Origin of the sequence: Actinacidiphila paucisporea (genome assembly GCF_900142575.1) — a bacterium.
GTDB classification, from domain to species: domain Bacteria; phylum Actinomycetota; class Actinomycetes; order Streptomycetales; family Streptomycetaceae; genus Actinacidiphila; species Actinacidiphila paucisporea.
The window spans coordinates 62,446-84,945 of sequence record NZ_FRBI01000026.1 but is presented as its reverse complement, the minus strand read 5'-3'; the positions used below and the strand labels follow the sequence as shown (position 1 = coordinate 84,945).

At 74.4% G+C, this 22,500-nt stretch carries 23 protein-coding genes; 12 read left to right on the top strand and 11 right to left on the bottom strand.

All coding sequences use genetic code 11. The features are described 5' to 3' along the window. Positions 1 to 38 precede the first annotated feature (38 nt). Positions 39 to 380, bottom strand: coding sequence for a DUF3140 domain-containing protein (locus tag BUE44_RS28980; protein WP_073501974.1), 342 nt, complete (start codon positions 378 to 380; stop codon positions 39 to 41). Continuing rightward, the gene (locus tag BUE44_RS28975; RefSeq protein ID WP_073501973.1) at positions 377 to 604 is read right to left on the bottom strand and encodes a hypervirulence associated TUDOR domain-containing protein; all 228 of its coding nucleotides are present in this window, start codon (positions 602 to 604) and stop codon (positions 377 to 379) included. Before BUE44_RS28975 ends, BUE44_RS28980 begins: the two co-directional genes overlap by 4 nt. A gap of 138 nt (positions 605 to 742) precedes the next feature. Here BUE44_RS28975 and BUE44_RS28970 point away from each other — a divergent pair, with 138 nt between their 5' ends. The 5 genes from BUE44_RS28970 to BUE44_RS28950 all read left to right on the top strand — a co-directional run bounded on the left by BUE44_RS28970 (position 743) and on the right by BUE44_RS28950 (position 6,416). Next, positions 743 to 1,204 (top strand): MSMEG_6728 family protein, encoded by a 462-nt coding sequence (locus BUE44_RS28970; RefSeq protein WP_073502004.1) that lies wholly within the window; start codon positions 743 to 745, stop codon positions 1,202 to 1,204. Between the two features lie 179 nt (positions 1,205 to 1,383). Further along, on the top strand, positions 1,384 to 2,673 hold the full coding sequence (locus tag BUE44_RS28965) for a polyprenyl synthetase family protein (protein ID WP_073501972.1): 1,290 nt from the start codon (positions 1,384 to 1,386) through the stop codon (positions 2,671 to 2,673). A 130-nt stretch (positions 2,674 to 2,803) separates the two neighbouring features. Further along, positions 2,804 to 4,339: a phytoene desaturase gene (locus BUE44_RS28960; protein ID WP_073501971.1), complete on the top strand. Its 1,536-nt coding sequence runs from the start codon at positions 2,804 to 2,806 to the stop codon at positions 4,337 to 4,339. Continuing rightward, on the top strand, positions 4,336 to 5,421 hold the full coding sequence (locus tag BUE44_RS28955) for a phytoene/squalene synthase family protein (RefSeq protein WP_079190172.1): 1,086 nt from the start codon (positions 4,336 to 4,338) through the stop codon (positions 5,419 to 5,421). Before BUE44_RS28960 ends, BUE44_RS28955 begins: the two co-directional genes overlap by 4 nt. Then, entirely contained in the window at positions 5,418 to 6,416 is a 999-nt protein-coding gene (locus BUE44_RS28950) for a DUF5914 domain-containing protein (protein ID WP_073501970.1), read from the top strand. The genes BUE44_RS28955 and BUE44_RS28950 overlap by 4 nt, the downstream gene beginning before the upstream one ends. A 396-nt stretch (positions 6,417 to 6,812) precedes the next feature. On the opposite strand, the gene BUE44_RS28945 is transcribed toward BUE44_RS28950, so the two are convergent. From BUE44_RS28945 to BUE44_RS28935, 3 genes are all read right to left on the bottom strand, one after another. After that, a complete protein-coding gene (locus BUE44_RS28945; protein ID WP_073501969.1) occupies positions 6,813 to 8,390 on the bottom strand; it encodes an FAD-dependent oxidoreductase in 1,578 nt (525 codons plus the stop codon). Then, entirely contained in the window at positions 8,387 to 9,205 is an 819-nt protein-coding gene (locus tag BUE44_RS28940; RefSeq protein WP_079190171.1) for a class I SAM-dependent methyltransferase, read from the bottom strand. Before BUE44_RS28940 ends, BUE44_RS28945 begins: the two co-directional genes overlap by 4 nt. A gap of 114 nt (positions 9,206 to 9,319) precedes the next feature. Then, positions 9,320 to 10,561 (bottom strand): lycopene cyclase family protein, encoded by a 1,242-nt coding sequence (locus tag BUE44_RS28935; protein ID WP_073501968.1) that lies wholly within the window; start codon positions 10,559 to 10,561, stop codon positions 9,320 to 9,322. Positions 10,562 to 10,768: 207 nt separating this feature from the next. Here BUE44_RS28935 and BUE44_RS38050 point away from each other — a divergent pair, with 207 nt between their 5' ends. Further along, complete coding sequence (locus BUE44_RS38050; protein ID WP_200804557.1) at positions 10,769 to 11,956, top strand: polysaccharide lyase family 7 protein; 1,188 nt, start codon at positions 10,769 to 10,771, stop codon at positions 11,954 to 11,956. A 59-nt stretch (positions 11,957 to 12,015) separates the two neighbouring features. On the opposite strand, the gene BUE44_RS28925 is transcribed toward BUE44_RS38050, so the two are convergent. The 5 genes from BUE44_RS28925 to BUE44_RS28905 all read right to left on the bottom strand — a co-directional run bounded on the left by BUE44_RS28925 (position 12,016) and on the right by BUE44_RS28905 (position 15,822). Beyond that, complete coding sequence (locus BUE44_RS28925; protein ID WP_073501967.1) at positions 12,016 to 12,495, bottom strand: phospholipase; 480 nt, start codon at positions 12,493 to 12,495, stop codon at positions 12,016 to 12,018. Between the two features lie 206 nt (positions 12,496 to 12,701). Continuing rightward, positions 12,702 to 13,466: an SDR family NAD(P)-dependent oxidoreductase gene (locus BUE44_RS28920; protein ID WP_073501966.1), complete on the bottom strand. Its 765-nt coding sequence runs from the start codon at positions 13,464 to 13,466 to the stop codon at positions 12,702 to 12,704. Between the two features lie 110 nt (positions 13,467 to 13,576). Then, positions 13,577 to 14,101 carry a hypothetical protein gene (locus tag BUE44_RS28915; RefSeq protein ID WP_235002555.1) on the bottom strand — a complete coding sequence of 175 codons (525 nt, stop codon included), beginning with the start codon at positions 14,099 to 14,101 and terminating at the stop codon, positions 13,577 to 13,579. 69 nt (positions 14,102 to 14,170) lie between these two features. Beyond that, on the bottom strand, positions 14,171 to 15,037 hold the full coding sequence (locus BUE44_RS28910) for a bifunctional 5,10-methylenetetrahydrofolate dehydrogenase/5,10-methenyltetrahydrofolate cyclohydrolase (protein ID WP_073501965.1): 867 nt from the start codon (positions 15,035 to 15,037) through the stop codon (positions 14,171 to 14,173). A 146-nt stretch (positions 15,038 to 15,183) separates the two neighbouring features. Continuing rightward, positions 15,184 to 15,822, bottom strand: a complete 639-nt coding sequence (locus tag BUE44_RS28905) for a cyclodeaminase/cyclohydrolase family protein (protein WP_235002553.1) — start codon at positions 15,820 to 15,822, stop codon at positions 15,184 to 15,186. 145 nt (positions 15,823 to 15,967) lie between these two features. Here BUE44_RS28905 and BUE44_RS28900 point away from each other — a divergent pair, with 145 nt between their 5' ends. The 3 genes from BUE44_RS28900 to BUE44_RS28890 all read left to right on the top strand — a co-directional run bounded on the left by BUE44_RS28900 (position 15,968) and on the right by BUE44_RS28890 (position 17,990). After that, positions 15,968 to 16,534, top strand: a complete 567-nt coding sequence (locus tag BUE44_RS28900; protein ID WP_073501964.1) for a dihydrofolate reductase family protein — start codon at positions 15,968 to 15,970, stop codon at positions 16,532 to 16,534. 191 nt (positions 16,535 to 16,725) lie between these two features. Beyond that, complete coding sequence (locus tag BUE44_RS37200; RefSeq protein WP_456049214.1) at positions 16,726 to 17,532, top strand: SCO2400 family protein; 807 nt, start codon at positions 16,726 to 16,728, stop codon at positions 17,530 to 17,532. 176 nt (positions 17,533 to 17,708) lie between these two features. Continuing rightward, the gene (locus BUE44_RS28890) at positions 17,709 to 17,990 is read left to right on the top strand and encodes a hypothetical protein (protein WP_073501962.1); all 282 of its coding nucleotides are present in this window, start codon (positions 17,709 to 17,711) and stop codon (positions 17,988 to 17,990) included. Positions 17,991 to 18,079: 89 nt separating this feature from the next. Here BUE44_RS28890 and BUE44_RS28885 read toward each other — a convergent pair whose 3' ends face one another. Continuing rightward, the gene (locus tag BUE44_RS28885) at positions 18,080 to 18,508 is read right to left on the bottom strand and encodes a hypothetical protein (protein WP_073501961.1); all 429 of its coding nucleotides are present in this window, start codon (positions 18,506 to 18,508) and stop codon (positions 18,080 to 18,082) included. Between the two features lie 370 nt (positions 18,509 to 18,878). Between BUE44_RS28885 and hemL the strand changes: the two genes are divergently transcribed. From hemL to BUE44_RS28870, 3 genes are all read left to right on the top strand, one after another. Then, on the top strand, positions 18,879 to 20,186 hold the full coding sequence (gene hemL, locus BUE44_RS28880) for a glutamate-1-semialdehyde 2,1-aminomutase (protein ID WP_073501960.1): 1,308 nt from the start codon (positions 18,879 to 18,881) through the stop codon (positions 20,184 to 20,186). Beyond that, a complete protein-coding gene (locus tag BUE44_RS28875; protein ID WP_073501959.1) occupies positions 20,183 to 20,857 on the top strand; it encodes a histidine phosphatase family protein in 675 nt (224 codons plus the stop codon). Before hemL ends, BUE44_RS28875 begins: the two co-directional genes overlap by 4 nt. A gap of 293 nt (positions 20,858 to 21,150) precedes the next feature. Beyond that, the gene (locus BUE44_RS28870) at positions 21,151 to 22,434 is read left to right on the top strand and encodes a polysaccharide deacetylase family protein (protein ID WP_073501958.1); all 1,284 of its coding nucleotides are present in this window, start codon (positions 21,151 to 21,153) and stop codon (positions 22,432 to 22,434) included. Positions 22,435 to 22,500: the final 66 nt, after the last annotated feature.

Here is a 22,500-nt window from a genome sequence, read left to right as displayed (position 1 = left end):
CCCGATCTCCCGTGGAGATCCGGAGGGCGGGCCCTGCGTCACTTCAGCGGGTCGTGGCCCCAGTTCATCAGGGAGTAGCGCCAGCGCGTCCCGGTGACGTCGCCGCCGGGGCGCTGCTTGATGTGGCGGTGGACGTAACCGGTGACCTTGCGCATGTGGGCGACGTCGTCGTCGTCCAGGTCGGCCTTCTTCGTCCGCAGCAGGTCGACGATGCGCCGTCCGGAAGCGTGCCCGACGCTCTCGCCGCCGTCGCTCTGCCCGACACCGCGGGACTCCTCCGTCGCCAGCCACTTCTCCAGCTCGCCCGGGGTCATGTTGACCGCGTCCCCGAAGGCGTCCAGCGCTTCCTGGCGGTCCTGCCCCTGCCGGGCGGCGGTCACGTGTCCTTGCCCTTCCTGTCCAGGGCGTCGGGCCTGTGCACGGCACACTGCCCCGTCTTGTCGCTCTGCACCTCGTACTGCGGGTCGTCCGACGACGCGTCGACGGTCCGGCCGGCCGCCCGGGTGTGGTCGGTGATCTTCTTCTTCACCTTGCCGGCCACGGTCTGCCCGTGGCTCCGCCACGTGACCTTGTCGCCCTTGTGGAGATCGCCCTTCTTCGACATGGCCTCCTCCTCTCACCGGGCCTTTCAGTCCAGCGTCGCGCAGCTCAGCCGGTCGTGCACCCCCTGCCGCGGGGGCGAACGGGGGACGTGAACGGGGAAGCTCTTCGGGACGCCGCGCACCGGATAGGCATGGGCGGCGTGCAGACCTTTCTCCCCTACCCGTCCTTCGCGGCGAGCGCCGCCGTGCTCGACCCGCGCCGGCTCGGCAAGCAGCGGGTCGAGGCGCTCCAGGTGCTGCGCGGCCTGACCGTGCCCGGCTACGGCTGGCGGCACCACCCGGCGGTGAAGATGTGGCGCGGCTACGAGGAGGCGCTCGTCCGCTACGGCCTGGAGATGTGCCGCGAGTGGACCTCGACCGGCCGGGCCGACACCTGCGCGGTCAGCCTGGGCGCGGACTTCGCGGCCCACCGGCCAGGAGCACCGGTACGCGGTGAGGACGCGCTCGCCCGCACCGGCGATCTGCCCAACTGGCTGGGCGACCCGGCCTTTCACCTCAGCCACCGCTCGGCGCTTGTCGCCAAGGCCCCCGACTACTACGGCCCGCTCTTCCCCGACGCCGCACCGGACCTCCCCTACGTCTGGCCCGACTCCGACCGGTGAAGCCCGTCCAGGAGCGCCTCGGCCACGACACTTCCGTCATCGTTACACTAGGTGGTGGCACGATTACTTGTGGTCAATCGAGTGCGCTTACGCATCCGCGGGGCATCCGTAGAGGCAGCGCGCCGGCCGGGCGACCGGGCCGCGAGGACGTCAGGCAGGACGCGACGAAGGGACGTGGGATGGGAGGACGCCCGGCGCAGGAGGAGATCCCCGCCGACGGTGAGGAGCGCTCCCTCCACCCGCACACCCCGGACCCGCGGGCCGTCCGTTCCGGCACCGCGGACCCTCTGCTGGTGGACGCCGACGTCGCGGGGGCCGTCGGCCAGGTCCTGGCGGACGGGTTGGGCGAGCGGGTGGCCGCCGCGCGGGCGATCGACCCGGTCTTCGCGCGGGACATCGCGGAGCGGGCGGCCGGCTTCACGCTCGGCGGCGGCAAGCGGACGCGCTCGCAGTTCCTGTGGTGGGCCCTGCGGGCCTGCGGTGGCGGGACGACGGGGGAGGCGGCGTATGCGGCGCTGCGGCTGGCCGCGGCGCTTGAGCTGGTGCAGACCTGCGCCCTGGTGCACGACGACGTGATGGACGGCTCGCACCTGCGGCGGGGCGGGCCGACCGTGCACGCAGACGTCGAGACGCAGTACGCGTCGCACGTGGCGGGCCGCCGCCCGGCCGCGGGCGAGCCGTTCGGCAAGGCGGCCGCCATCCTCGTCGGTGACCTGGCCCTGGTGTGGGCCGACGACACCGTGGCCGCGACCCGGCTGCCGCCCGGCACGAGCCGGGATGTCCGCGGCATCTGGCAGGCGATGCGCACCGAGATGGTGGCAGGCCAGTACCTCGACCTGCACGGTCAGGTCACCGGCTCGCGCTCGGTGGTGCGGGCGGTCCGCGCCGCCTGCCTGAAGAGCGCCCTGTACTCGGTGGAGCGGCCGCTGGCCATCGGGGCGGCGCTGGCGGGGGCCGACGAGAGCACCGTCCGGGCGCTGCGCTCGGCGGGCCGCTGCGCCGGTATCGCCTTCCAGCTCCGCGACGACCTGCTGGGCGCCTTCGGCGACTCCTCGTCCACGGGCAAGCCGTCGGGCGAGGACATCAGGGAGGGCAAGCCCACCTACCTGGCGGCCGTCGCCTGGCGGCGGGCGGACAGCGCCGGTGACCAGCGAGCCGCCGCGGTGCTGCGCCGGGCCGCCTGCGGCGAGGGACTCCGCGACGCCGACGTGGAGGAGGTACGCGGCGTGCTGGAGGCGACCGGGGCGCGCGCGGTGGTGGAGGCGAAGATCGCACGGCTGGCCGCCCGCAGCGAGGAGCACCTCGCGGCGGCCTCCCCGCTGGACGAGCCGGGCCGCCGCCGGCTGCTCGCCCTCTTCCACCGGGCGGCGGGGCTGCCGCCGCCCGCCGGGACGGTCCGCTCCCGGGACCGCGGGGGCGCGCGGCTGTCGGGCCGCCCGCGGGCGGCCACAGCGGGAGGCGCCCGATGACGGCGCGGCGGACGGCCCGGACCTCGCGCACGGCGCAGGGCACCGGAGCGACCGGCCCGCCGGGACCTCCCGGCCCGCGGGGGCCGGCCGCGGCAAGGGGATGGGAAAGCCGATCGGGACGAGGGGGACGATGAAGACGCTGCCGGGACGTACCGACCACGTCGTGGTGATCGGCGCGGGCCTGTCGGGCCTGTCCGCCGCGCTGCACCTGCTGGGCGCGGGGCGGCGGGTGACGATCGTCGAGCGGGCGCCGCTGCCCGGCGGCCGGGCCGGCAGGACCGACCTCGGCGGCTACCGCATCGACACCGGGCCGACCGTCCTGACCATGCCCGACGTGCTGGCGGAGGCCTTCGCCGCGGTCGGCGAGAACCTGGCGGACCGGCTGGACCTGATCCCGCTGCACCCGGCCTACCGGGCGGCCTTCGCCGACGGCAGCGCACTGGACGTGCACACCGGCGCCGAGGCCATGGAAGCGGAGATCGAGCGCTTCTGCGGCGCCCGGGACGCGGCGGGCTACCGGCGGCTGCGCGCCTGGCTCGGGCAGCTCTACGAGGTCCAGATGCGGCGCTTCATCGACGTCAACTTCGACTCGCCGCTGCAACTGCTCGGCCCCGACCTCGCCCGGCTCGCGGCCCTCGGCGGCTTCGGGCGGCTGGACGCGCGGATCGGGCGGTTCGTCCGCGACGAGCGGCTGCGCCGCGTCTTCACCTTCCAGGCGCTGTACGCCGGGGTGCCGCCGGCCCGGGCGCTGGCCGCGTACGCGGTGATCGCCTACATGGACACCGTCGCCGGCGTCTACTTCCCCCGCGGCGGCATGCACGCGATGCCGCAGGCGATGTCGGACGCGGCGGCCGACGCGGGCGCGGAGCTGCGCTACGGGCAGCGGGTCGTCCGGCTGGAGCGGGCGGGCGAGCGGATCACCGCGGTCGTCACCGACCACGACCGCATCCCGTGCGACGCCGTGGTGCTGACGGCCGACCTGCCGGCCGCGTACGAACTGCTCGGCCGCCGTCCGCGCCGGCCGCTCAGGCTCCGGCACTCCCCGTCGGCGGTGATCCTGCACCTGGGCACCGACCGCACCTGGCCGGAACTGGCCCACCACACCATCTCCTTCGGCGGGGCGTGGAAGAGCACCTTCGAGGAGCTGACCCGCACCGGGGACCTCATGAGCGACCCGTCGCTCCTCATCACGCGGCCCACCGCCACGGACCCGAGCCTGGCCCCGCCCGGCCGGCACCTGCACTACGTCCTCGCGCCCTGCCCCAACACCGACATCGGCCCCGCGGCGAGCCGGTGGCAGGACCTGGCGCCGCGCTACCGCGACAGCCTGCTGCGCGAGCTGGACCGGCGCGGCATGGCCGGGATCGCGGCGGCCGTCGAACAGGAGTGCCTGGTCACACCCGCGGACTGGACCGCGCAAGGGCATGCCGCAGGCACGCCCTTCTCGGCCGCGCACACCTTCCCGCAGACCGGGCCCTTCCGGCCGCGCAATCTCGTCCGCGGAACGCAGAACGCCGTCCTGGCCGGCTGCGGCACCACGCCCGGGGTGGGCGTGCCGACCGTCCTGCTGTCGGGAAAGCTCGCCGCCGCCCGCGTCACCGGCCTGCGCCTGCCGCGCCCGGCAGCGGGCAGCCCGCGCCGCGCGCCGGAAGGGACGCCCGCATGACGGCCCGGGAGCTCGACGCCGCCGGGATCACCGACCCCGCGCTGCGCGCCGCCTACGCCGAGTGCCGCCGGCTCAACGCCCGGCACGGCAGGACGTACTTCCTGGCCACCCGGCTGCTCCCGGTGGAGCGCCGGCCGGCGGTGCACGCGCTCTACGGCTTCGCCCGCTGGGCCGACGACATCGTCGACGGCCTCGACGGCCGGACCCCTGCCGAGCGCGCCCGCCAACTGGCGGTCCTCCACGACGAGCTGGCGGACGGGCTGCGCCGGGGCGGCACGTCGGTGCCGGTGGTGCGGGCACTGGCGCACACCGCCGCCGTGTACGGCATCGACCACCGGCACTTCACCGACTTCATGGCCTCGATGCGCAGCGACCTGGAAGTCACCGACTACCCGACCTACGCGGACCTCTACGGGTACATGTACGGCTCGGCCGCGGTGATCGGACTCCAGATGCTGCCGGTGCTCGGCTCGGTCGTGCCCCGCGAGGAGGCCGCCCCCCATGCCGCGGCACTAGGGGTGGCCTTCCAGCTCACCAACTTCCTCCGCGACGTCGGCGAGGACCTCGACCGCGGCCGCATCTACCTCCCGGCGGACCTGCTGGCGGCCCACGGCGTCGACCGCGAGCTGCTGACCTGGAGCCGGACCACCGGCCGCCGGGACGCGCGTATCACCGCCGCACTGAAGGCGGCGGCCGGCATGACCCGGGGGGTCTACCGCGAGGCCGCACCCGGCCTGCCGATGCTCGATCCGGTGGCGCGGCCCTGCATCCGCACCGCTTTCGTGCTGTACGGCGGCATTCTCGACGCCATCGCCGCGGACGGCTACGCCGTGCTGCACCGCCGTGCGGTCGTCCCGCGCCGGCGGCGCGCCGCCGTGGCGGCCGACGGCCTGGCCCGCCTGGCCGTGGCGCGGTTCCGGGCCAGCGGGCGGCGCGGGCGCCGCCCGGAGACGTCGGACACCGGCCCGTCGGACGGCGGCCGCCCCGGGGCGCGCGTCCGGGCGGTGCGGATCCAGCCGTGGCAGGACGCCGCGGCCGGCGGCCCCGCGAAACGCGCGCACAAGCGGGAGGACGCGGGATGACACCGAAGAAGCGCTCGCGCATCCCGCTGCGGCTGCGGCGCGGCGCCGTGGACTGGGAGCGGCAGCAGCCGACCTGGCAGCAGGCCCGGCCCCGGCTGATCGCCGACGCCGTGAAGCGGGCGCGGAGCCGCCCGTCGGGGAACTGGTACGTCGTCGGCGACGCGCGGTCCATCCGCGAGGGCAGGCCCTACGGGCGGGTCGTCGGCGGCGTCGAAGTGGTGCTGTGGCGGGACGGCCAGGGCGTCCTGCGCGGCGGCCCCGGGGCCTGCCCGCACCTGGGGGCGCCCCTCGGGGACGCCGTGGTGCGCTGCGGCACCCTCATCTGCCACTGGCATGGCATGGCGCTGGACGGGCAGCCGTTCGCCGGCTGGGAGCCCTATCCGGTCCACGACGACGGGGTGCTCGCCTGGGTGCGGCTGGACAGGCTCGGCGGCGAGGAACCGCTGGACCGCCCGGTGGTCCCGCGCCGGCCGCACACCGCGCGGTCCGTCGGCGCCGTCTACACCGGCTTCGGCGTCTGCGAACCCGAGGACGTGGTGGCCAACCGCCTCGACCCCTGGCACGGCGGCTGGCTGCACCCGTACTCGTTCGTCGACCTGACAGTGCCGGATCCCCCGCGCGGGGACGGGTCCGACGGCTTCGCCGTCGACGTCTCCTTCAAGGTCGCGGGGCGACTGGTGGTCCCCGTCCGTGCCGTCTTCACCGCGCCGGAGCCGCGCACGGTCGTCATGCACATCACGGAGGGCGAGGGCGAAGGGTCGGTCGTGGAGACCCACGCGACCCCGCTGACGCCCGAGGGGTCCCCGCGCCCCCGGACCGCGGTGATCGAGGCCGTGGTCGCCGCCTCCGACCGCCGCGGCTTCGCCCTGGCCCGCGCCGCCGCCCCCCTCCTGCGCCCCCTGATGCGCTCAGCAGCGGGCCGCCTGTGGCGCGACGACCTCGCCTACGCCGAACGCCGCTGGGCGCTGCGGAGCACCGGGCGCTTCCCGGGCTGAGTCCATCCGGGCCCCCGGCACGGGACGGCCGGACCGGACCGCCCCGACGTCGGGGCGGCGCCCCGGGCCCCGGTTCGGGCCGGGGGTCCCGGCTCAGCGCCCGTCGAGCCGGGACAGGGCGCGTAGGGCCGCTGGCGCCCGCAGCTGGGGTGCGGCAGCGCGGGCCTGCGGCTCGGACGGGCGGGACAGGTCGACGGGCCGTCAGGGCGGCGCCGCGGACCCCGGTCAGGGCGAGGGGTCCCGGCTCAGACGGCGCCGAGGATTGCCTGACCGGGCAGGGTCGCTGGCGCCCCGCACCTGGGGTCCGGCAGCCGGCCCGCGGGCCGGAGGGGCAGGACGGGCCGACCGGCCGTCAGGGCGCGCACCGCACCGCCGGCTCCCCGCCAGGGGCTTGGCTCAGTGGGCGCCGAGGCGGGCCAGGGCGCGCAAGGGGGCTGAGCGGCCGGTGGGGGGGACCGTCCAGAGGGTTTGGCCGCGGACTCCCCAGCCGGTGAGGAGGCGGTTGGCCGCGAGGAAACCTGTCGTGGCCGCACGTTCCATCAGGGCCACCGGCAGGTCGGTGCGGACGAAGTCACCGGCCATGGTCACCGCGGGGTCGGGGGTGTGCACGGTGGGGCGGGCGGTGAAGCCGCCGACCGGGAAGAGGGGGCAGTCGTCGCGCCATTCGTCGTGGCGGTGGACCACCTTCGCGTCCGCGGTCTCCGGGTACACCTCGTGCAGCCGCTGCACGAGGCGGTCCGCGGCCGCCCGCCGGTCGCCGCCGTCGTCGTACGCGTAGGCGTGCAGCTCCACCACCGAGCCGCCGCTGCGCGCCGACCAGCGGGCCGCCTCGCCCTCCCACCGCTCCAGCACGCTGACGTTGTCGAGCGGGCCGAAGCCGCTCGTTCCGAGGAAGCCGGCGCGGTCGGCGAGCACCGGCCGGTCCAGCCAGAGCCGCGAGACCAGGAAGGGGGGCGCGGTCCGCAGGGCGGCGATCCGCTCGCGCCATGCCCGGTCGCACAGCCGCGGTGACGCGGCGACCAGCCGGCGCAGGCCGGCGGTGTCCAGCGCCAGGACGAGCGCGTCGTGCCGCCGGGTCCGGCCGCCCGCGGTCACCCGCACACCGCCGTCCCCGTCGGGACCGGCCTCGTCCACCGCCGTGCCGGTCCTGAAGTCCACCCCGTGGCCCGCCAGGTAGCGGCCCAGCGGCTCCCACAGCGCCTGCGGGTACGGCTCGTCGGGCACGTCGAAGAGCAGCCCCTCGCTGGAGCCCAGGAAGTAGATGTGGAACATCAGCACCAGCTCGGCGGCCGACAGCTGCGCGGGGTCGGCGAAGAAGCTGCGCGAGAAGACCTCGAAGGCCAGGTGGTGCGCGGCCTCCGGGAAGCGGATCCGGGACAGGAAGTCCCGGGCGCTGACGGTGTCGAACCGCTCGTACACCTGCGGCACCCGCACGTCCAGCAGGGGCAGCGCGGCGACCGGGTCCATGCGCACCAGGTCGCGCCAACCGAAGGCCGGGCTGAGCGCGACGAATCCCAGGGCGCTCCACGGCGGGGTGCGCGGCACCCGGGCGAAGCTGTCGTGCATGCCGTTGCTGTGCCGCAGCGGGTAGTCGGGCAGTCCGGTGAGGCTGCCGAGCGAGGGGTCGGCGCGGCGCAACAGCCCGCGCAGGTTGTAGTACTGCCGGAAGAAGGCATGGAAGCCGCGGCTCATGGTGGCCGTCGAACCGTCGGGCAGCTCCACGGGCCAGCCGGCCAGCCGGCCGCCGAGGCCCTGTTCGCGCTCGTAGAGGGTGACGCGCACGCCGCGTTCGGCCAGCGCGGTGGCGGCCGCCAGGCCCGCGATGCCGCCGCCGACGATCGCGGCGGACGGCGCCGCCGACGTCTCGAAGCGCTGCCGTCCCGGCGGCGCGGGGATCACCTGGGCCCGCCGGTCCCGCCCGCGCCTGGGCGCCGCCGCCTTCTGCCGCGCGGCGGCTCCGCCGGTCCCGCTCATCGTCCGGCCCCGGCGGTGTCGTCGGCCGGGCCGTCCGCCGCGAAAGCGTCGCCGGCCGCGTCGGCCGCGTCGGCCGCGCCCGCCGCGAAAGCCTCGCCCGCCGCGCCCGGCGACCGCCCGACGAAGGTGTGCGTGATGCCCGTCTGCCAGCCCGGCAGCGGCAGGACGCGTACGTCCGTGAAGCCGGCCTGCCGCATCCGCCGGCCGAAGACGGCCGGGGTGTCGAACCCGACGACACTGTCGTACAGGTGGCGGTAGAGGGCCGCGTCGCCGACCAGCCGCCCGGCGGGCAGCACGATGCCCTTGCAGACCATCGCCCACACGGCCCTTTCCGCGGCGCCGCCCGCCAGCGCGTATTCGTGGACCGCCAGCCGCCCGCCGGGCACCAGCAGGTCGCGCACGGTCGCCAGCGTGCCGTCGGGATCGGCGACGTTGCGGAAGAGGTACGCGGCGAAGGCGGCGTCGAAACGGCCGGACGTGGCCGCCGTCGCGGCCAGGTCCTCGACCGGCGCGTGCACGAACGACACCGACGGCGGCCAGCGCTTGGCGGCCGCCCGCTCCAGCATCCCCGCCGACGCGTCCACCGCGACGATCTCGGCGTGCGGCGCGGCGGCCAGCAGCGCGGCGGTCGACGCGCCGGTGCCGCAGCCCAGGTCGAGCAGGCGCAGCCCGGCCCCGCCCGCGCGCAGCCGCAGGCGGCGGGCTGAGCGCCGCAGGTGCGCGTGGTAGCCCGGGTTGGCCGCGACGAGCCGGTCGTAGGCGCGTGAGCCGTGGTCGAAGGCGGACGAGAGCTCGGCGTCGCGCAGCAGGGGCATGTGCCTTCTCCAGGGGGGTGGGTGTCGGGTGCGAGGGCCGGGCGCCGGACGCCGACCGTCAGGACGGTGCGCGGCGCCGCAGGAAGGGCAGCTCGACGCGCCGGGCGCCGGGCGTCACCACGGGCCGCCCGGCGGCGGTGGGCTGCGGCGCCGCAGGAAGGGCAGTTCGGCGACGGTCCGCACCATGGGCGCCACCGGGGTGCGCAGCCCGATCGACACGTCCTCGCGCAGCCCGCAGCCGCCGTCGAGGAAGCGCAGCAGCCGCTCCATGGGCACACCCGCGAACAGCGACGTGAAGAAGCGCGCGCCGTCCACCCGCCCGCTGTCCAGCACCCTGAGCATGACGGCGTCCATCGCCTGCGAGCGCCGGGAGTGCGGGGAGGGGGGCAGCGGCGTACGGCCCGCCGCCAGGGCCTCGGCCACCGCCCGGGTCTGCCGCTGGACGGCGGCGAAGGTGTAGCCGGTCGACGCGCGCGTGGCGCCGCCCGCCGTGCCGATCCGGAAGACCGACCGTCCCGCGCGCCGCTCGAACCGGCCGTCCGTCATGGGGATGACGCCCTGCTCGACGGCGGTGACCCGGAAGCCGCCCGCCCCGCGTGGGCCGTCCGGCTCGCCCAGCCGCAGCACGTCCCGCGTGTATCCGCGCAGGGCCCGCTCGTAGCCGTCGGTGTCCAGCACCTCTCGGGAGAATTCGGTGTACTCGATCAGCGCGCGGTCGGCGCTCAGCGGCAGGACGTAGCCGAAGGACAGGCCCTGGGCCGGCTGGGGCGTACGGAAGTCCATCAGGTCCGCGACCGTGGGGTCGAAGGCCGGCCGGTCGGTGCGGACGAACCAGCCGCGGAAGTGCTGGAGCAGTGTCGTGCGGGCCGGGGGCAGCCGTCGCGGCGGCCGCGAGTCGAAGACCCAGCGGGCGCGCAGCGCCAGCTCCTGCCCGGCGGCGTCCCGCCCGCGCACCACGGCGCCGTCGGCGTGGTCGTGGACGCTGTCCACCACCGCCTCGACGCGGCGGCAGCGCCGCGAGGCGGCCAGCTCACCGCCGACCAGCGCTTCGAAGTCGCGCGCGCGGAGCATCTTGTAGCGGTACGGCCGCGGCCGCCCGACCGTCTGCGCCCCGTCCGGACCGCGCACCCGCAACCGCTCCCAGGAGGCGGCAAGGTGGGCGTCGTACGGGCCGCCCGGCGGCTCCCAGAAGCACCAGGTCCGCTCGGGGGGCCGGAGCGGGCCGCGGGGAGCGTCCACGAGGACGACGGACAGGGCACGTGAGGTCGGCGCCCCGCCTTCCGCGGCGCACAGCATCCGGGCCAGGGACAGTCCGGCGGCCCCCGCGCCCACGATGACCACGTCCGCGTCCCGCACCTGACCCCTCGTTCCCGTGCTGCCCGGCGATTGCCCATCTTATGCCCCGGTATTGCGCTTCCCTTCCTTCTGTTTCCCCGGGGCGGGCCGGGAAAGCCGTCGTCAGGGCCGTCACCCGGCTGGACGTTGACGCGGTGTCGGGGGCGTGTTATTCAACTGGGGCGCACCCTTTGGACTAGACCACCCTCTAGGCTTAAGGACCCCCACATGAATAGCCGTTCAAGAATGCTCGCGGTGTTCGGCGCCGCGGGTGTCGTCGGCGCGCTCGGGCTGCTGGGTTCGCCCGGCGCCTCGGCCGCGAGTGCCGGGCCGATCACCGGGCTCGGCGGCAAGTGCGTGGACGTGGCCGCCGCTTCGAGCGCCAACGGGGCGCATGTGCAGCTGTACGACTGCAACGGGTCGACCGCGCAGAGCTGGACGGTCGGCAACGCCGACAACTCGGTGCGGGCACTGGGCAAGTGCATGGACGTCACGGGCGCCTCGGCGGCCAGCGGCGCCAAGGTGCAGCTGTACGACTGCAACGGCAGCGCGGCGCAGCAGTGGACCGCCGCCAACGGCGAGCTGGTCAACACCGGCTCGGGCAAGTGCCTGGACGCGACCGGCCAGTCGTCCGCCAACGGCAACCAGCTGCAGATATGGACGTGCACCGGCGCGGCCAACCAGAAGTGGACGCTGCCCGGCGGCTCGACGCCGCCGTCCGGGGGGCTCAACACCGGGGTGGCGCCCGGCGGGAACTTCAACCTGTCGGTGTGGGAGCTGCAGGAGCCGGTGGGCTCGCCCGGTTCGCCCACCACGATCTCGTCGTCGCGGCTCCAGGGCGCGGGCGGCTACCAGGACTCGTACTTTTACACCGACGGGTCGGACGGCGCCATGACCTTCTGGGCGCCGGAGAAGGGCGTCACGACGCCGAACTCCAACTACGCCCGCTCCGAGCTGCGGGAGATGAAAACCGACGGCAGCGCCGCCGACTGGTCGCTGGCCGGCACCCACCGGCTGAACGCGACGCTGCGGGTGGTGTCCGTGACGTCGAACGTGTGCGTGGGGCAGATCCACCTCGGCTCGGGCGGCACGTCGACCAAGCCGCTGATCGAGCTGTACTACCACTCCAACGGCGACATCGTCGCGGGCGTCGAGAACTCCCCGGACGGCGGCCAGACCACGCACACCGTGGGGCATGTCGCGGTCGGCACCATGTGGAGCTACACGATCGGCGTGTCCGGCGGCAACACCATCGACCTGACCGTCAACGGAGGCACGACGCACTACGCCATCCCGTCGTCCTTCAACGCCTACAAGCAGTATTTCAAGGCAGGCTCCTACAACCAGTCGTCCTCCGACAGCACCACCAACGGCGCCCGCGTCGCCTTCTACGCGCTCACCGTCGCGCACAGCTGACGGCAGCACGGGGCCCGGCGGGCCGGGGCCGCAGGACAGGCCCCGGCCCGCCGGGCGCGTCACACGGCGCTCCGGGCCGGCGTGGCCGAGCCGAAGACGTCCACCGCGTGGTAATACGTCCACGCGGTGGCGTCGCACGCGGACCTGGCCACGCCCGAGTAGCCGGCGCAGACCCTTTCGAGGTCGGCGTAGAGCATGCTGTCCAGCCGGGCCTTGTTGGCGCTGAAGGCGCCGGCCTTCTTGTAGTTGCGGTAGCCGAAGTCGTGCCGGGCACAGGCGGTCTTGAAGGGGAAGCCCAGCGGGTTGTCGGGGGAGTCCGAGCAGTAGTCGGTCGACCAGTCGAAGCCGTACGCCGACCAGGCGGCCTGGTTGCTGCGGGCGGCGAGCCAGGTGGTGGAGCTGGCGGCGCTGGTCTGCGTCCAGTTGCTCAGCACCTGCGCCTTGTCGGCGGGTGCGGCGGCGGCGGCCGGGGCCGCGGCGAGCACGGCGGGCAGGGACAGGACGGCGGCGGCGAGGGGGAGTGCCAGGCGGACGCGCATGGGCGGACCTCCGGTACGGGCGCGCACGGACGGCCGCCCCGGGCCGGGGGGCGGCTCCGGGCTGGACCGTGCTGACGGGAAGGGGTGCCGTACGGATCTACGCGTGAAGACCGGACGCGGACATGGTTCCCGGTGCCGGCGCACCGCTAACGCCCGCGACGGCGGAAGTTGACGGTGCGCCAGGAGTTCACTCCCAGGTGTGACGGTTACTGCTCGCGGTGCACCTTGTAGTTGGAGGCCTGGGCGCGCGGCCGCAGCACCAGCAGGTCGACGTTCACGTGCGCCGGGCGGGTGACGGCCCACGCCACGGTGTCGGCGACGTCGTCCGCGGTCAGCGGCTCGGCCACACCGGCGTAGACGGCGGCGGCCCGGTCCGCGTCGCCGCGGAAGCGGGTGAGGGCGAACTCGTCGGTCTTGACCATGCCGGGGGCGATCTCGATGACCCGCACCGGCCGGCCGTTCAGTTCCAGCCGCAGCGTCTCGGCGATGACGTGGGCGCCGTGCTTGGCGGCCACGTAACCGCCGCCGCCCTCGTACGTGGCCAGGCCCGCGGTCGAGGACATCACCACGACCGTGCCGTCGCCCGAGGAGCTGAGCGCGGGCAGCAGGGCCTGCGTGACGTTGAGCACGCCGAGCACGTTGACCTCGAACATCGCCCGCCAGTCCGCCGGGTCGGCGGTGGCGACCGGGTCGGTGCCGAGCGCGCCGCCCGCGTTGTTGACCAGGACGTGCAGCGGCGGGTGGGCGTCCAGGCCGGCCGCGAAGGCGTCCACGGCGGCCCTGTCGGTCACGTCCAGGGCATGGACGGCCACGCTGTGCCCGGCGGCGGTCAGCTCGGCGGCGAGGGCGTCGAGCCGTTCCGCGCGGCGGGCGGTGAGCACGACGTGGAAACCGGCCTCGGCGAGCCTGCGGGCGGTGGCGGCGCCGATACCGCTGCTCGCGCCGGTGACCACTGCGGTACGGGTGCTCATGTCGTGCTGCCTCTCACGTGGTGCGCTGCGTTTCCCGCAGCATATGCGGCGGCTTCCGCGGCCCGTACGCCCGTACGCCCGTACGCCCGTACGCCCGCGGCGCCGCGCGCTCAGGCCGCGGCCAGCGCCCGCAGCATCACGCGCTGCTCGAAGGACAGCAGCGCGACCGTGACGGCGCACATGGCGCCGGCCAGCGCGATGTGCGCGGGGCCCGAGGTCACCTGCATGCCGGCCGCGCCGAGCACGACGTGCAGGCCGGCCCGCAGCGCGATCAGGCCGACGGCGATCTTGCGGGTGCGCTTGCCCTTGAGCAGCGCCTTGGCCATCTTCAGCCGCCCCCGCAGCACCGTGCGGGCCAGCACGATGTTCACCGCGACGGAGGCGGCGATGAAGACCCAGCCGTACGGCGAGGACCTGACGACGTCGTAGGAGGCGCCCATCAGGCCTTCGAAGGCGAAGAACCACACCGGGACGGGCCTGAAGCCGGCCTTCTCGCCGGCGCAGTCCGCGCCGGTTCTGGCGGTCTCGTAGTGCGCGCCGGTCCTGGCGGTCTCGTAGTGCGCGCCGGTCCTGGCGGTCTCGCAGTGCGTGGTGTCCTTGCTGTCGCGGATGCGCGGTGCGTCGGTGATTGCCATGGCATGAGCATCACCGGTGGCGGGGTGCGCCCGGCAGAGCCGTACATCCGTGGTCGGACATGACAGATGTCACTGGTGCCCGGCGACGGCCCTGCTCGCGGCGAGCGCGGTGTGCTGGAGCAGCAGCGCGGTGGTGACCGGGCCGACGCCGCCGGGCACGGGGGACAGGGCGGCGGCCCGGCCGGCGACCGACCGGGCGTCCACGTCGCCGGTCAGGCCGCCGTCCTCGGTGGGGTTGGTGCCGACGTCCACGACGATCGCGCCCGGGGCCAGATGGGCGGCGGTGATCAGCCCGGCGCGGCCCGCCGCGGCCACCACGATGTCCGCGCTGCCGGTCGCCGCGGCCAGGTCGGCGGTACGCGAATGGCACACCGTCACCGTCGCGTCGCGGTCGAGCAGCAGGTGCGCGAGCGGCTTGCCGACGACGGTGGAGCGGCCGACGACGGCGACACCGCGGCCGGCGAGCCCGATGCCGTGCGCGTCCAGCAGGCTGACGACCGCCTCCGCGGTCGCGGGGGCGAAGGCCGGCAGGCCCGCGGCCAGCCGGCCCAGGCTCAGCGGGTTCGCGCCGTCCACGTCCTTCTCCGGCGCGATGGCCCCCGCCAGGTCGGCGGCGGACGTGCCGGGCGGCAGCGGCGTCTGCAGGATCACCCCGTGGACGCTGGGGTCGTCGCTCAGCGCGGCCAGTTGCTTGCGGATCTCGGCGGCCTCGGCGTTCGAGGGCAGCCGTACGGTGTCGCACGCGATGCCGGCCTTCGCGGCGGCCCGGGTGATCGACCGCACGTACCAGGCGGTGCTCTCGTCCTCGGTCGCCACGACGACCACGAGCCGCGGCTGTACGCCCGCCTCGCGCACCAGCCGCTCCGCGATCTCCCGCGCCTCGTCCCGCAGGACGGCGGCCGGCGCGGCACCGGTGAGCGGAACGGTCTCGGTCATGGCGACGACTCCTCGACTGGGGCTCGGATGCGGCTCGGGTACGGCTCGGGTACGGCTCTTGATACGGGCGGGCGGCCGCGTACGGTGCGGACGCGGTGCCCCCGGGGCGGCGGACCGGCGGGTCGGCGCGCCCCGAGACCAGCGGGTCAGCGGGTCAGCGACCTGCGTACCGCCTCGGTCACCGCTGTCGCCCGCTCGGCCAGCGGGTCCACGTCGTCCGTGGACGCCGACAAGGCGGCCCGGGTGGCGGGGTCCTTGATGCCGGCGAGGTTGATCTCGACGTTCACCCGGCCGGTGGTGGCCGCGGCCCTGGCCGCTTCCGCGGCGGCGGCGACGTCCGACACGACGTTCGGGTTGCCGATCGGCAGCAGCTCCTCGGCGAGGGCGACGATCCGGCCGGCCACACCGATGACGTCGGCGGGCGGCCGGGCCGCTCCGGCCAGGGCCTCGGCGATGGCCGCCGACCGGGCCGCTTTCTGCGCCTCGTCCGCGCGCGGCAGCCCGTACGCGTCGGTCACCGCGGTGAAGGCCGCCGCGTCGGCGGCGGCCAAGTCCAGAGCGGCCGAGCGCAGTTCGTCGCTCTCGGCGGTGATGCGGGCGATGGCGGCGGCCTGGGCCGCGTACTTCTCGCCGGTGCTGTAGCGGGCGACCATGCCCAGCAGGGCCGCGCCCTGGGCCGCGTGCAGCGCGGCCGCCGCCCCGCCGCCGGGGGCCGGCAACCGGGCGGCCAGCCGGTCCAGATAGCCGCCGACCGTCTCGTCCTGCAACCGCGCCTGACCGTGCACCGGGCCGCCCTCTCCTGCTGCCGTCCTCGTACGGCGGAGAGCCTATCGCGCGCCGAAACCGCTGGTCGCGGCCATTGTCGGACCCAGGCGGCACAATTCGGGTGACGCGCACATCCCCGGCACCGAGAAGAGGAGGGCCCACGCGATGCGAAAGATCGTACTGATGATGTCGGTATCGCTCGACGGTTTCATGGAGGGGCCGAATCGCGAGATCGACTGGCATCTCGTGGACGAGGAGCTGCACAGCTACTTCAACGCGCACCTGAGCACGATGGGCGCATTTCTCGACGGGCGCGTCACATACGAACTCATGGCCGAATTCTGGCCGACCGCGGACCAGGACCCGTCGAGTCCGGAGCCGGTGAAGGAATTCGCCCGCATCTGGCGGGACATGCCCAAGATCGTCTACTCGCGGACACTGGAGCGCGCCGACTGGAATGCCACCGTCGTCCGCGAGGTCGTGCCCGCCGAGGTCGAGGCGCTCAAGGCCGAGCCGGGCGGCGATCTCGCCCTGGGCGGCGCCGACCTGGCCGCCGCCTTCGCCGAGCACGACCTCATCGACGAGTATCTGATCTACGTGCACCCGGTGCTGCTGGGCGCCGGCAAGCGGCTGTTCGCGGGCGCCGCGGACCGCGCGAGCCTCCGGCTCCTCGACACCCGCCGGTTCGGGAACGGCGTGGTGCTGCTGCGGTACGCCCGCGAGCGCGGGTGAGCGGCGGCCTCGGGCGGATGCCCGGCTGGTGGCGCGACCCCGTGATTCACGCCCTTGGCGCCGACTTCGCCGGAATTGGGCGGGCGATCTTTTCCAAAGCCTCACAAGTGCCGCGCAGGGGCCTCGGCCGGTGCTGTTAGCGTTTTGCGGTCAACCGCCCGCAGCAGCACAGAAAGCCATAAGCCGAAAAAATGGACTACTGCTACCAATGCCGCCGCTACCTCAACGGGGCGCTCGTATGCCCCGGTTGCGGCGCGTACGCCCCGGACATCGCACCGCCCGCGCCGGCGGCGTATCGGCCGCCGTATTCCGGTGAGGAGCCGATATCGGCGCTATGGGACACGCCACTGATGCCGGAGCCGCCGATGCCGCGGGCGGGTCACCGGCCGGAGCCGGTGCCTGATGCGGAGCCGGAGGAGCCGGCCGCACCTCCCGTGCCGGCCGCCGGCGGCGGGCGGGCCGCCAGGCGGCATCAGCAGGCGCGCTGGCGCAAGAACCGCCGCAGGGCGGTGGCGGCGACGGCCGTCGCGCTGGCCGGCGGCGGCCTGACGATCGCGGCGATGCCGAGCGGCAGTTCCGGCGGCAGCGATTCTGCCGCGTCGACGACCCCGGACGTGCCGGTGGGAGACACGCTGCCCGCCGCGACGCTGCCGGTCGGCACTCCGCCGGCGGCGGCGGCGGTGGCGCCGAAGCACGCGGGCCGGCCGGCCGCCCCGCACCCGGCGGCGACGACCCCGCCGCAGCGCACCACGTCGATCCCCGTCGTCCCGCGTACGGCGGTGGCCCCGCAGGCCACGACGGCCCGGCAGCCGATGACGCAGCCGGTCGCGACCGCGGCCCCGGTCACGCAGCCGCCCGCGGCCACCCAGAGCCCGGCCCCCGCGCCCACGGCGTCCGCACCGGCGCAGCCGCCGGCGGCCACGGCGCCGTCCCAGCCGCCGGCCACCGCAGCCCCGCAGCCGCCGCACCAGATCTGCGTCCTGCTGATCTGCCTGTGACCCCGCCCCTCCCGGCGGGTCGCCCGGGAGCGGCGGTGGTCCGCGGCGGGAGGTACGAGGCGCGGGAGTACGGGGCGCCGGAGTACGAGGCGCCGGAGAGATCCGCGACGCGACACGCGGGTCCCGCGCACTCGATGTCTCGTACATACGTTCGAACGTATGCGAGAATCCCCGGCATGCACCACCACACCTTCCCCGCCGACCTCGTCCAGGCGCAGCGCGACTGGTACGCCACGTATCGCCAACTGGCCGGCGCCGCCGGCTCCCAGACCACCGTGCTGCGCCGACGCCTGGTGCGGCTCTCGGTCCAGGTCACCGCGCATCCGTACTGGGCGACCGTGCCCAGCAGCGCGCCCGCCGCGCGTATGCAGCTCAAGGCGCTGGCATGGAACGAGGACGAGGACGAGGAGGCGGCCGACATGCCCGGCGGCAGGGACGCCGGCGCCACGGCCGGCTGACGGCCCGCGAAGCCCCGCGGGCCCGGGGGAGTTCTCACCCTTGCCGGGGCCCGCGGCCCCTTGCGGGTCCCGCGAAGCCCCGCGCGGTCCTACGGCCAGACCAGGCAGTAGAGCTGGTGGCCGGATTCCTGGCAGCGGCGGGCGAAGTCCTGCCATTCGTGCAGCATGCGGTAGATGACGAAGGCGTCGCGCGGACCGCGGCGGTCGGGCACGGTCGACCATATGAAGGCGGCGGCGCCGAGGGACTCCTCGTTGGCGTTCCGCAGCGGCTCCACGACGGAGGCGGGCAGCCGGACGACGGCGTAGTCCGGGTGCAGGACGACCAGTTCGAGGGGCGGGACCTTGGCCGGGGGTATGCCCTCGATGCCGGTGAGGACCATCGCGGCCATCGTCTCCGGCTTGACCTTGGTGTACAGGCCCTGGCCGAGTTCGTCGCCGCCGAGCTCCTCCGGGCGCATGGAGATCGGGACGCGGGCCGCCGTGGCACCGTCGGGCGCACCGAAATACTTGTAGGTCACCCCCACTCGGCCACCCCTGCTCCTGCCCTCTGCGGTCGATCGGCGTTCGTTCGTGTCGCGCTGCACGCGGTGATCGCGTTGTTGCTGTTGCTCGTGGTGTTCTTGATCGCGTGGTTCCGGGCTGCTCGGCTCTGCGGTGTGTCGATTCTGCGAGTCCTGCGAGTCCTGCGGGGTGCGGCGGCGCTTGCCCGTCGGACGGGCGTCATCGGGATCGGGTACGTGTTCGCCCGGTCCGTCGCCCGGACCGCCACCCGTCTGCTGCATTCCACTACCCGACCATCTGCCGCCCCAACCATGCAACCCGATCATCGTCTCAGATGCACGGTTGAGACGTTGTGGCGCAACGCCCGGGGTTTGAGAGCATGTGTCTGTGAGCTATCCGTACGAAGCACCAGTGTCCCAGGAACTGTTCGACCGCGCGGCGGCCGTGACCCCAGGAGGCGTGAACTCTCCGGTCCGGGCCTTCCGAGCCGTGGGCGGTACGCCCCGCTTCATGGTGTCCGGTACCGGTCCGTACCTCACTGACGCCGACGGTCGCGAGTACGTGGACCTGGTCTGCTCGTGGGGGCCGATGATCCTCGGCCACGCGCACCCCGAGGTCGTCGCCGCCGTCCAGGACGCGGTGACCCGCGGTACGTCGTTCGGCACGCCCAGTGAGGGTGAGGTCGCGCTGGCCGAGGAGATGGTGGCCAGGGTCGAACCGCTGGACCAGGTACGGCTGGTGTCCTCCGGCACCGAGGCGACGATGTCCGCGATCCGGCTGGCCCGCGGCTTCACCGGGCGGGCGAAGGTCGTCAAGTTCGCCGGCTGCTACCACGGCCACGTGGACTCGCTGCTGGCTGCCGCCGGTTCCGGCCTGGCCACCTTCGGGCTGCCCGACACCCCCGGCGTGACCGGCGCGCAGACCGGCGACACGATCGTGCTGCCGTACAACGACCTGGACGCGGTACGGGCCGCGTTCGCCGCGCACCCCGGGCAGATCGCCTGCGTCATCACCGAGGCGTCGCCCGGCAACATGGGCGTCGTGCCGCCCCGCGACGGCTTCAACGCCGGGCTCAGGGACCTGTGCGCGGCCGACGGCGCCCTCTACGTCTCCGACGAGGTCATGACCGGCTTCCGGGTCAGCAAGGCCGGTTGGTACGGGCTCGACGGCGTCCGCCCCGACCTGATGACCTTCGGCAAGGTCATGGGCGGCGGCTTCCCCGCGGCGGCCTTCGGCGGGCGCGCCGACGTCATGGCGCAGCTCGCGCCGGTCGGCCCGGTCTACCAGGCGGGCACGCTGTCGGGGAATCCGGTGGCGACCGCGGCCGGGCTCGCGCAGCTGCGGCTGCTGGACGACGCGGCCTACGCGACGGTGGACGCGGTCTCCGCGGAGATCCAGGGGCTGGTGACGGCGGCGCTCGGCAAGGAGGGGGTCGCGCACCGCCTGCAGACGGCGGGCAGTATGTTCTCCGTCTTCTTCACGGACGAGGAGGTCCGTGACTTCGAGGGGGCGAAGCGGCAGCAGGCGTACCGCTTCACCCCGTTCTTCCACTCGATGCTGGCGCAGGGCGTGTACGTGCCCCCGTCGGCGTTCGAGTCCTGGTTCGTGTCGACCGCACACGACGAGCGGGCCGTGGAGCGTATCGCCGCCGCGCTGCCCGCCGCCGCACGTGCCGCAGCGGAGGCCCACGTATGAGCAACACCAGTGCCGGCAGCGACGAGTTGACCGTGGTGCACGTCGTGCGGCACGGCGAGGTCCACAATCCCGGCGGGGTGCTCTACGGCAGGGCGCCCGGCTACCACCTGTCCGAGCTGGGCCGGCAGATGGCCGACCGGGTCGCCGAGCACCTCGCACGGCGGGACATCACCTACGTCGTCGCCTCGCCCCTGGAGCGTGCCCAGGAGACGGCGACGCCCATCGCCAAGGCGCACGGCCTCGACGTCGCGGCGGACCCCCGCCTCCTGGAGGCCGCCAACATCTTCGAGGGCAAGACCTTCGGCGTCGGTGACGGGGCGCTGCGCAAGCCGGCCAACTGGAAGTACCTCAGGAATCCCTTCCGGCCCAGCTGGGGGGAGCCGTACGTCGACCAGGTCGTGCGCATGACCGCGGCCGTCGGCGCGGCCCGGGATGCCGCGCGGGGGCACGAGGCGGTGTGCGTCAGCCACCAGCTGCCGATCTGGATCCTGCGCTCCTACGCCGAGCGGCGGCGGCTGTGGCACGACCCGCGCCGCCGGCAGTGCACGCTGGCCAGCGTGACGAGCTTCACCTACCGCGGCGACGAGATCGTCTCGGTCGGCTATGCCGAGCCCGCCATCGACCTGGTCCCTCCCCACCTCCGCGGCGCGAAGGGCCCCAAGGGGGCGTAACGCCTCCGGCGCGGCGGCGCGGGTAACTGTGCTCAGCGCCCACCGGGGCGCGGGTCCGCTCCGTCCCGGAGGGGCTTCGCCTGGGGGGTACCCCCCACGCGCCCGTCCAGTGCGCCCCCCTCCGCGGGGTGCATCAGCCGGGAGGGCGAAAAGGCGTGGGCCGGGTGAGGGATATTCAGGTGATTTTACAAAAATAGGATAATACGCACGGAATGTGTGGACGTCATGGTGGGCGTCCGCACTTCCGCCCGCCTCAGCTGCAGGACATGCATGCCGAGAGACGGGGTTCACACATGAGTGGGATGAGCCGAAGGAGTCTGCTGACGACAACCGCAGGGGCTGCGGCCGGGCTGGCTGTCGCGGGGTGCGGGACGGGGAAGAAGAGCGGGGGCGGCGAGCGGACGGGGGAGCCGTCGGGGGCCAGCGGGGCGCACGCGCCGGCCAAGACGGTGAAGCTGATCGGGGACGGGAGCACCGCGTACACCGGGGACCAGCCGCACCAGCCGGCCGTGGAGCGGCTGGAGCCGGGGCAGACCCCGCCGCAGTTCGTGATCTTCTCCTGGGACGGTGCCGGTGAGGTCGGCACCGGCCTCTTCCCCCGCTTCCGCAAGCTCGCCGCCGACCACGGCGTGTCCATGACCTTCTTCCTGAGTGGCCTCTACCTGCTGCCCGAGGACAAGAAGCTGGAGTACGACCCGCCCAACAGCCCCCTCGGCGCCTCCGACATCGGCTACCTCGCCGACGACCACCTGCGGATGACGCTGGACAACGTCCGGCAGGCCTGGCAGGAGGGCCATGAGATCGGCACCCACTTCAACGGCCACTTCTGCGCCGGCCCAGGCAGCGTCGGCCGCTGGACCCCCGCGGACTGGAAGAGCGAGATCGACCAGGCCAGGACCTTCGTGACGACCTGGAAGACGCAGACCGGCTGGCAAGACGAGGACCCGCTGCCCTTCGACTACGACAAGGAGCTGATCGGCGCCCGCACCCCGTGCCTGCTCGGCCAGGACCAGTGGCTGCCGACCGCCGCCGCGCTCGGCTTCCGCTACGACGCCAGCTCGCCGGGCGGCAACCAGATCTGGCCGGCGAAGAAGCAGGGCCTGTGGGACCTGCCGCTCCAGCTGATCCCCTTCCCCGGGCACTCCTTCGAGGTGCTGTCGATGGACTACAACATGCTGGCCAACCAGTCGCACGCGGCGACCAGCAGCGACCCGCGCAACTACCCGTACTGGCGCGAGCAGGCCACGGCGTCGTACATTGCCGGCTTCGAGCGGGCGTACCAGACCAACAGGGCGCCCTACTACATCGGCAACCACTTCGAGCAGTGGAACGGCGGGATCTACATGGACGCGGTCGAGAACGCGTTCAAGTACATCGCCACCGCCGGGCACGACGACGTGCGCATCGTGTCCTTCCGGCAGTTCGTGGACTGGCTGGACGCGCAGGACCCGGCGGTGCTCGACCGGCTGCGCCGGCTGGAGGTCGGCCAGGCGCCGTCGCAGGGCTGGAAGGACTTCATGACGCTGCCGGCCCCGGTCCCCGCCGAGACCACCTCCTCGTCGGTCCCGATGGCCTGACCGCCGCAGGCCCGCACCCGCGCGCCGGCACCGTTCATCTGGTCCTTACTTGGGGCGATTGCCGCT

Coding starts and splice junctions, on each gene's coding strand:
- BUE44_RS28975 (WP_073501973.1), bottom strand. CDS start 604: ATGTCGAAGAAGGGCGATCTCCACAAGGGCGACAAGGTCACGTGGCGG.
- BUE44_RS28965 (WP_073501972.1), top strand. CDS start 1,384: ATGGGAGGACGCCCGGCGCAGGAGGAGATCCCCGCCGACGGTGAGGAG.
- BUE44_RS28960 (WP_073501971.1), top strand. CDS start 2,804: ATGAAGACGCTGCCGGGACGTACCGACCACGTCGTGGTGATCGGCGCG.
- BUE44_RS28955 (WP_079190172.1), top strand. CDS start 4,336: ATGACGGCCCGGGAGCTCGACGCCGCCGGGATCACCGACCCCGCGCTG.
- BUE44_RS28950 (WP_073501970.1), top strand. CDS start 5,418: ATGACACCGAAGAAGCGCTCGCGCATCCCGCTGCGGCTGCGGCGCGGC.
- BUE44_RS28945 (WP_073501969.1), bottom strand. CDS start 8,390: ATGAGCGGGACCGGCGGAGCCGCCGCGCGGCAGAAGGCGGCGGCGCCC.
- BUE44_RS28940 (WP_079190171.1), bottom strand. CDS start 9,205: ATGCCCCTGCTGCGCGACGCCGAGCTCTCGTCCGCCTTCGACCACGGC.
- BUE44_RS38050 (WP_200804557.1), top strand. CDS start 10,769: ATGAATAGCCGTTCAAGAATGCTCGCGGTGTTCGGCGCCGCGGGTGTC.
- BUE44_RS28925 (WP_073501967.1), bottom strand. CDS start 12,495: ATGCGCGTCCGCCTGGCACTCCCCCTCGCCGCCGCCGTCCTGTCCCTG.
- BUE44_RS28920 (WP_073501966.1), bottom strand. CDS start 13,466: ATGAGCACCCGTACCGCAGTGGTCACCGGCGCGAGCAGCGGTATCGGC.
- BUE44_RS28915 (WP_235002555.1), bottom strand. CDS start 14,101: ATGGCAATCACCGACGCACCGCGCATCCGCGACAGCAAGGACACCACG.
- BUE44_RS28910 (WP_073501965.1), bottom strand. CDS start 15,037: ATGACCGAGACCGTTCCGCTCACCGGTGCCGCGCCGGCCGCCGTCCTG.
- BUE44_RS28900 (WP_073501964.1), top strand. CDS start 15,968: ATGCGAAAGATCGTACTGATGATGTCGGTATCGCTCGACGGTTTCATG.
- BUE44_RS37200 (WP_456049214.1), top strand. CDS start 16,726: ATGGACTACTGCTACCAATGCCGCCGCTACCTCAACGGGGCGCTCGTA.
- BUE44_RS28890 (WP_073501962.1), top strand. CDS start 17,709: ATGCACCACCACACCTTCCCCGCCGACCTCGTCCAGGCGCAGCGCGAC.
- BUE44_RS28875 (WP_073501959.1), top strand. CDS start 20,183: ATGAGCAACACCAGTGCCGGCAGCGACGAGTTGACCGTGGTGCACGTC.
- BUE44_RS28870 (WP_073501958.1), top strand. CDS start 21,151: ATGAGTGGGATGAGCCGAAGGAGTCTGCTGACGACAACCGCAGGGGCT.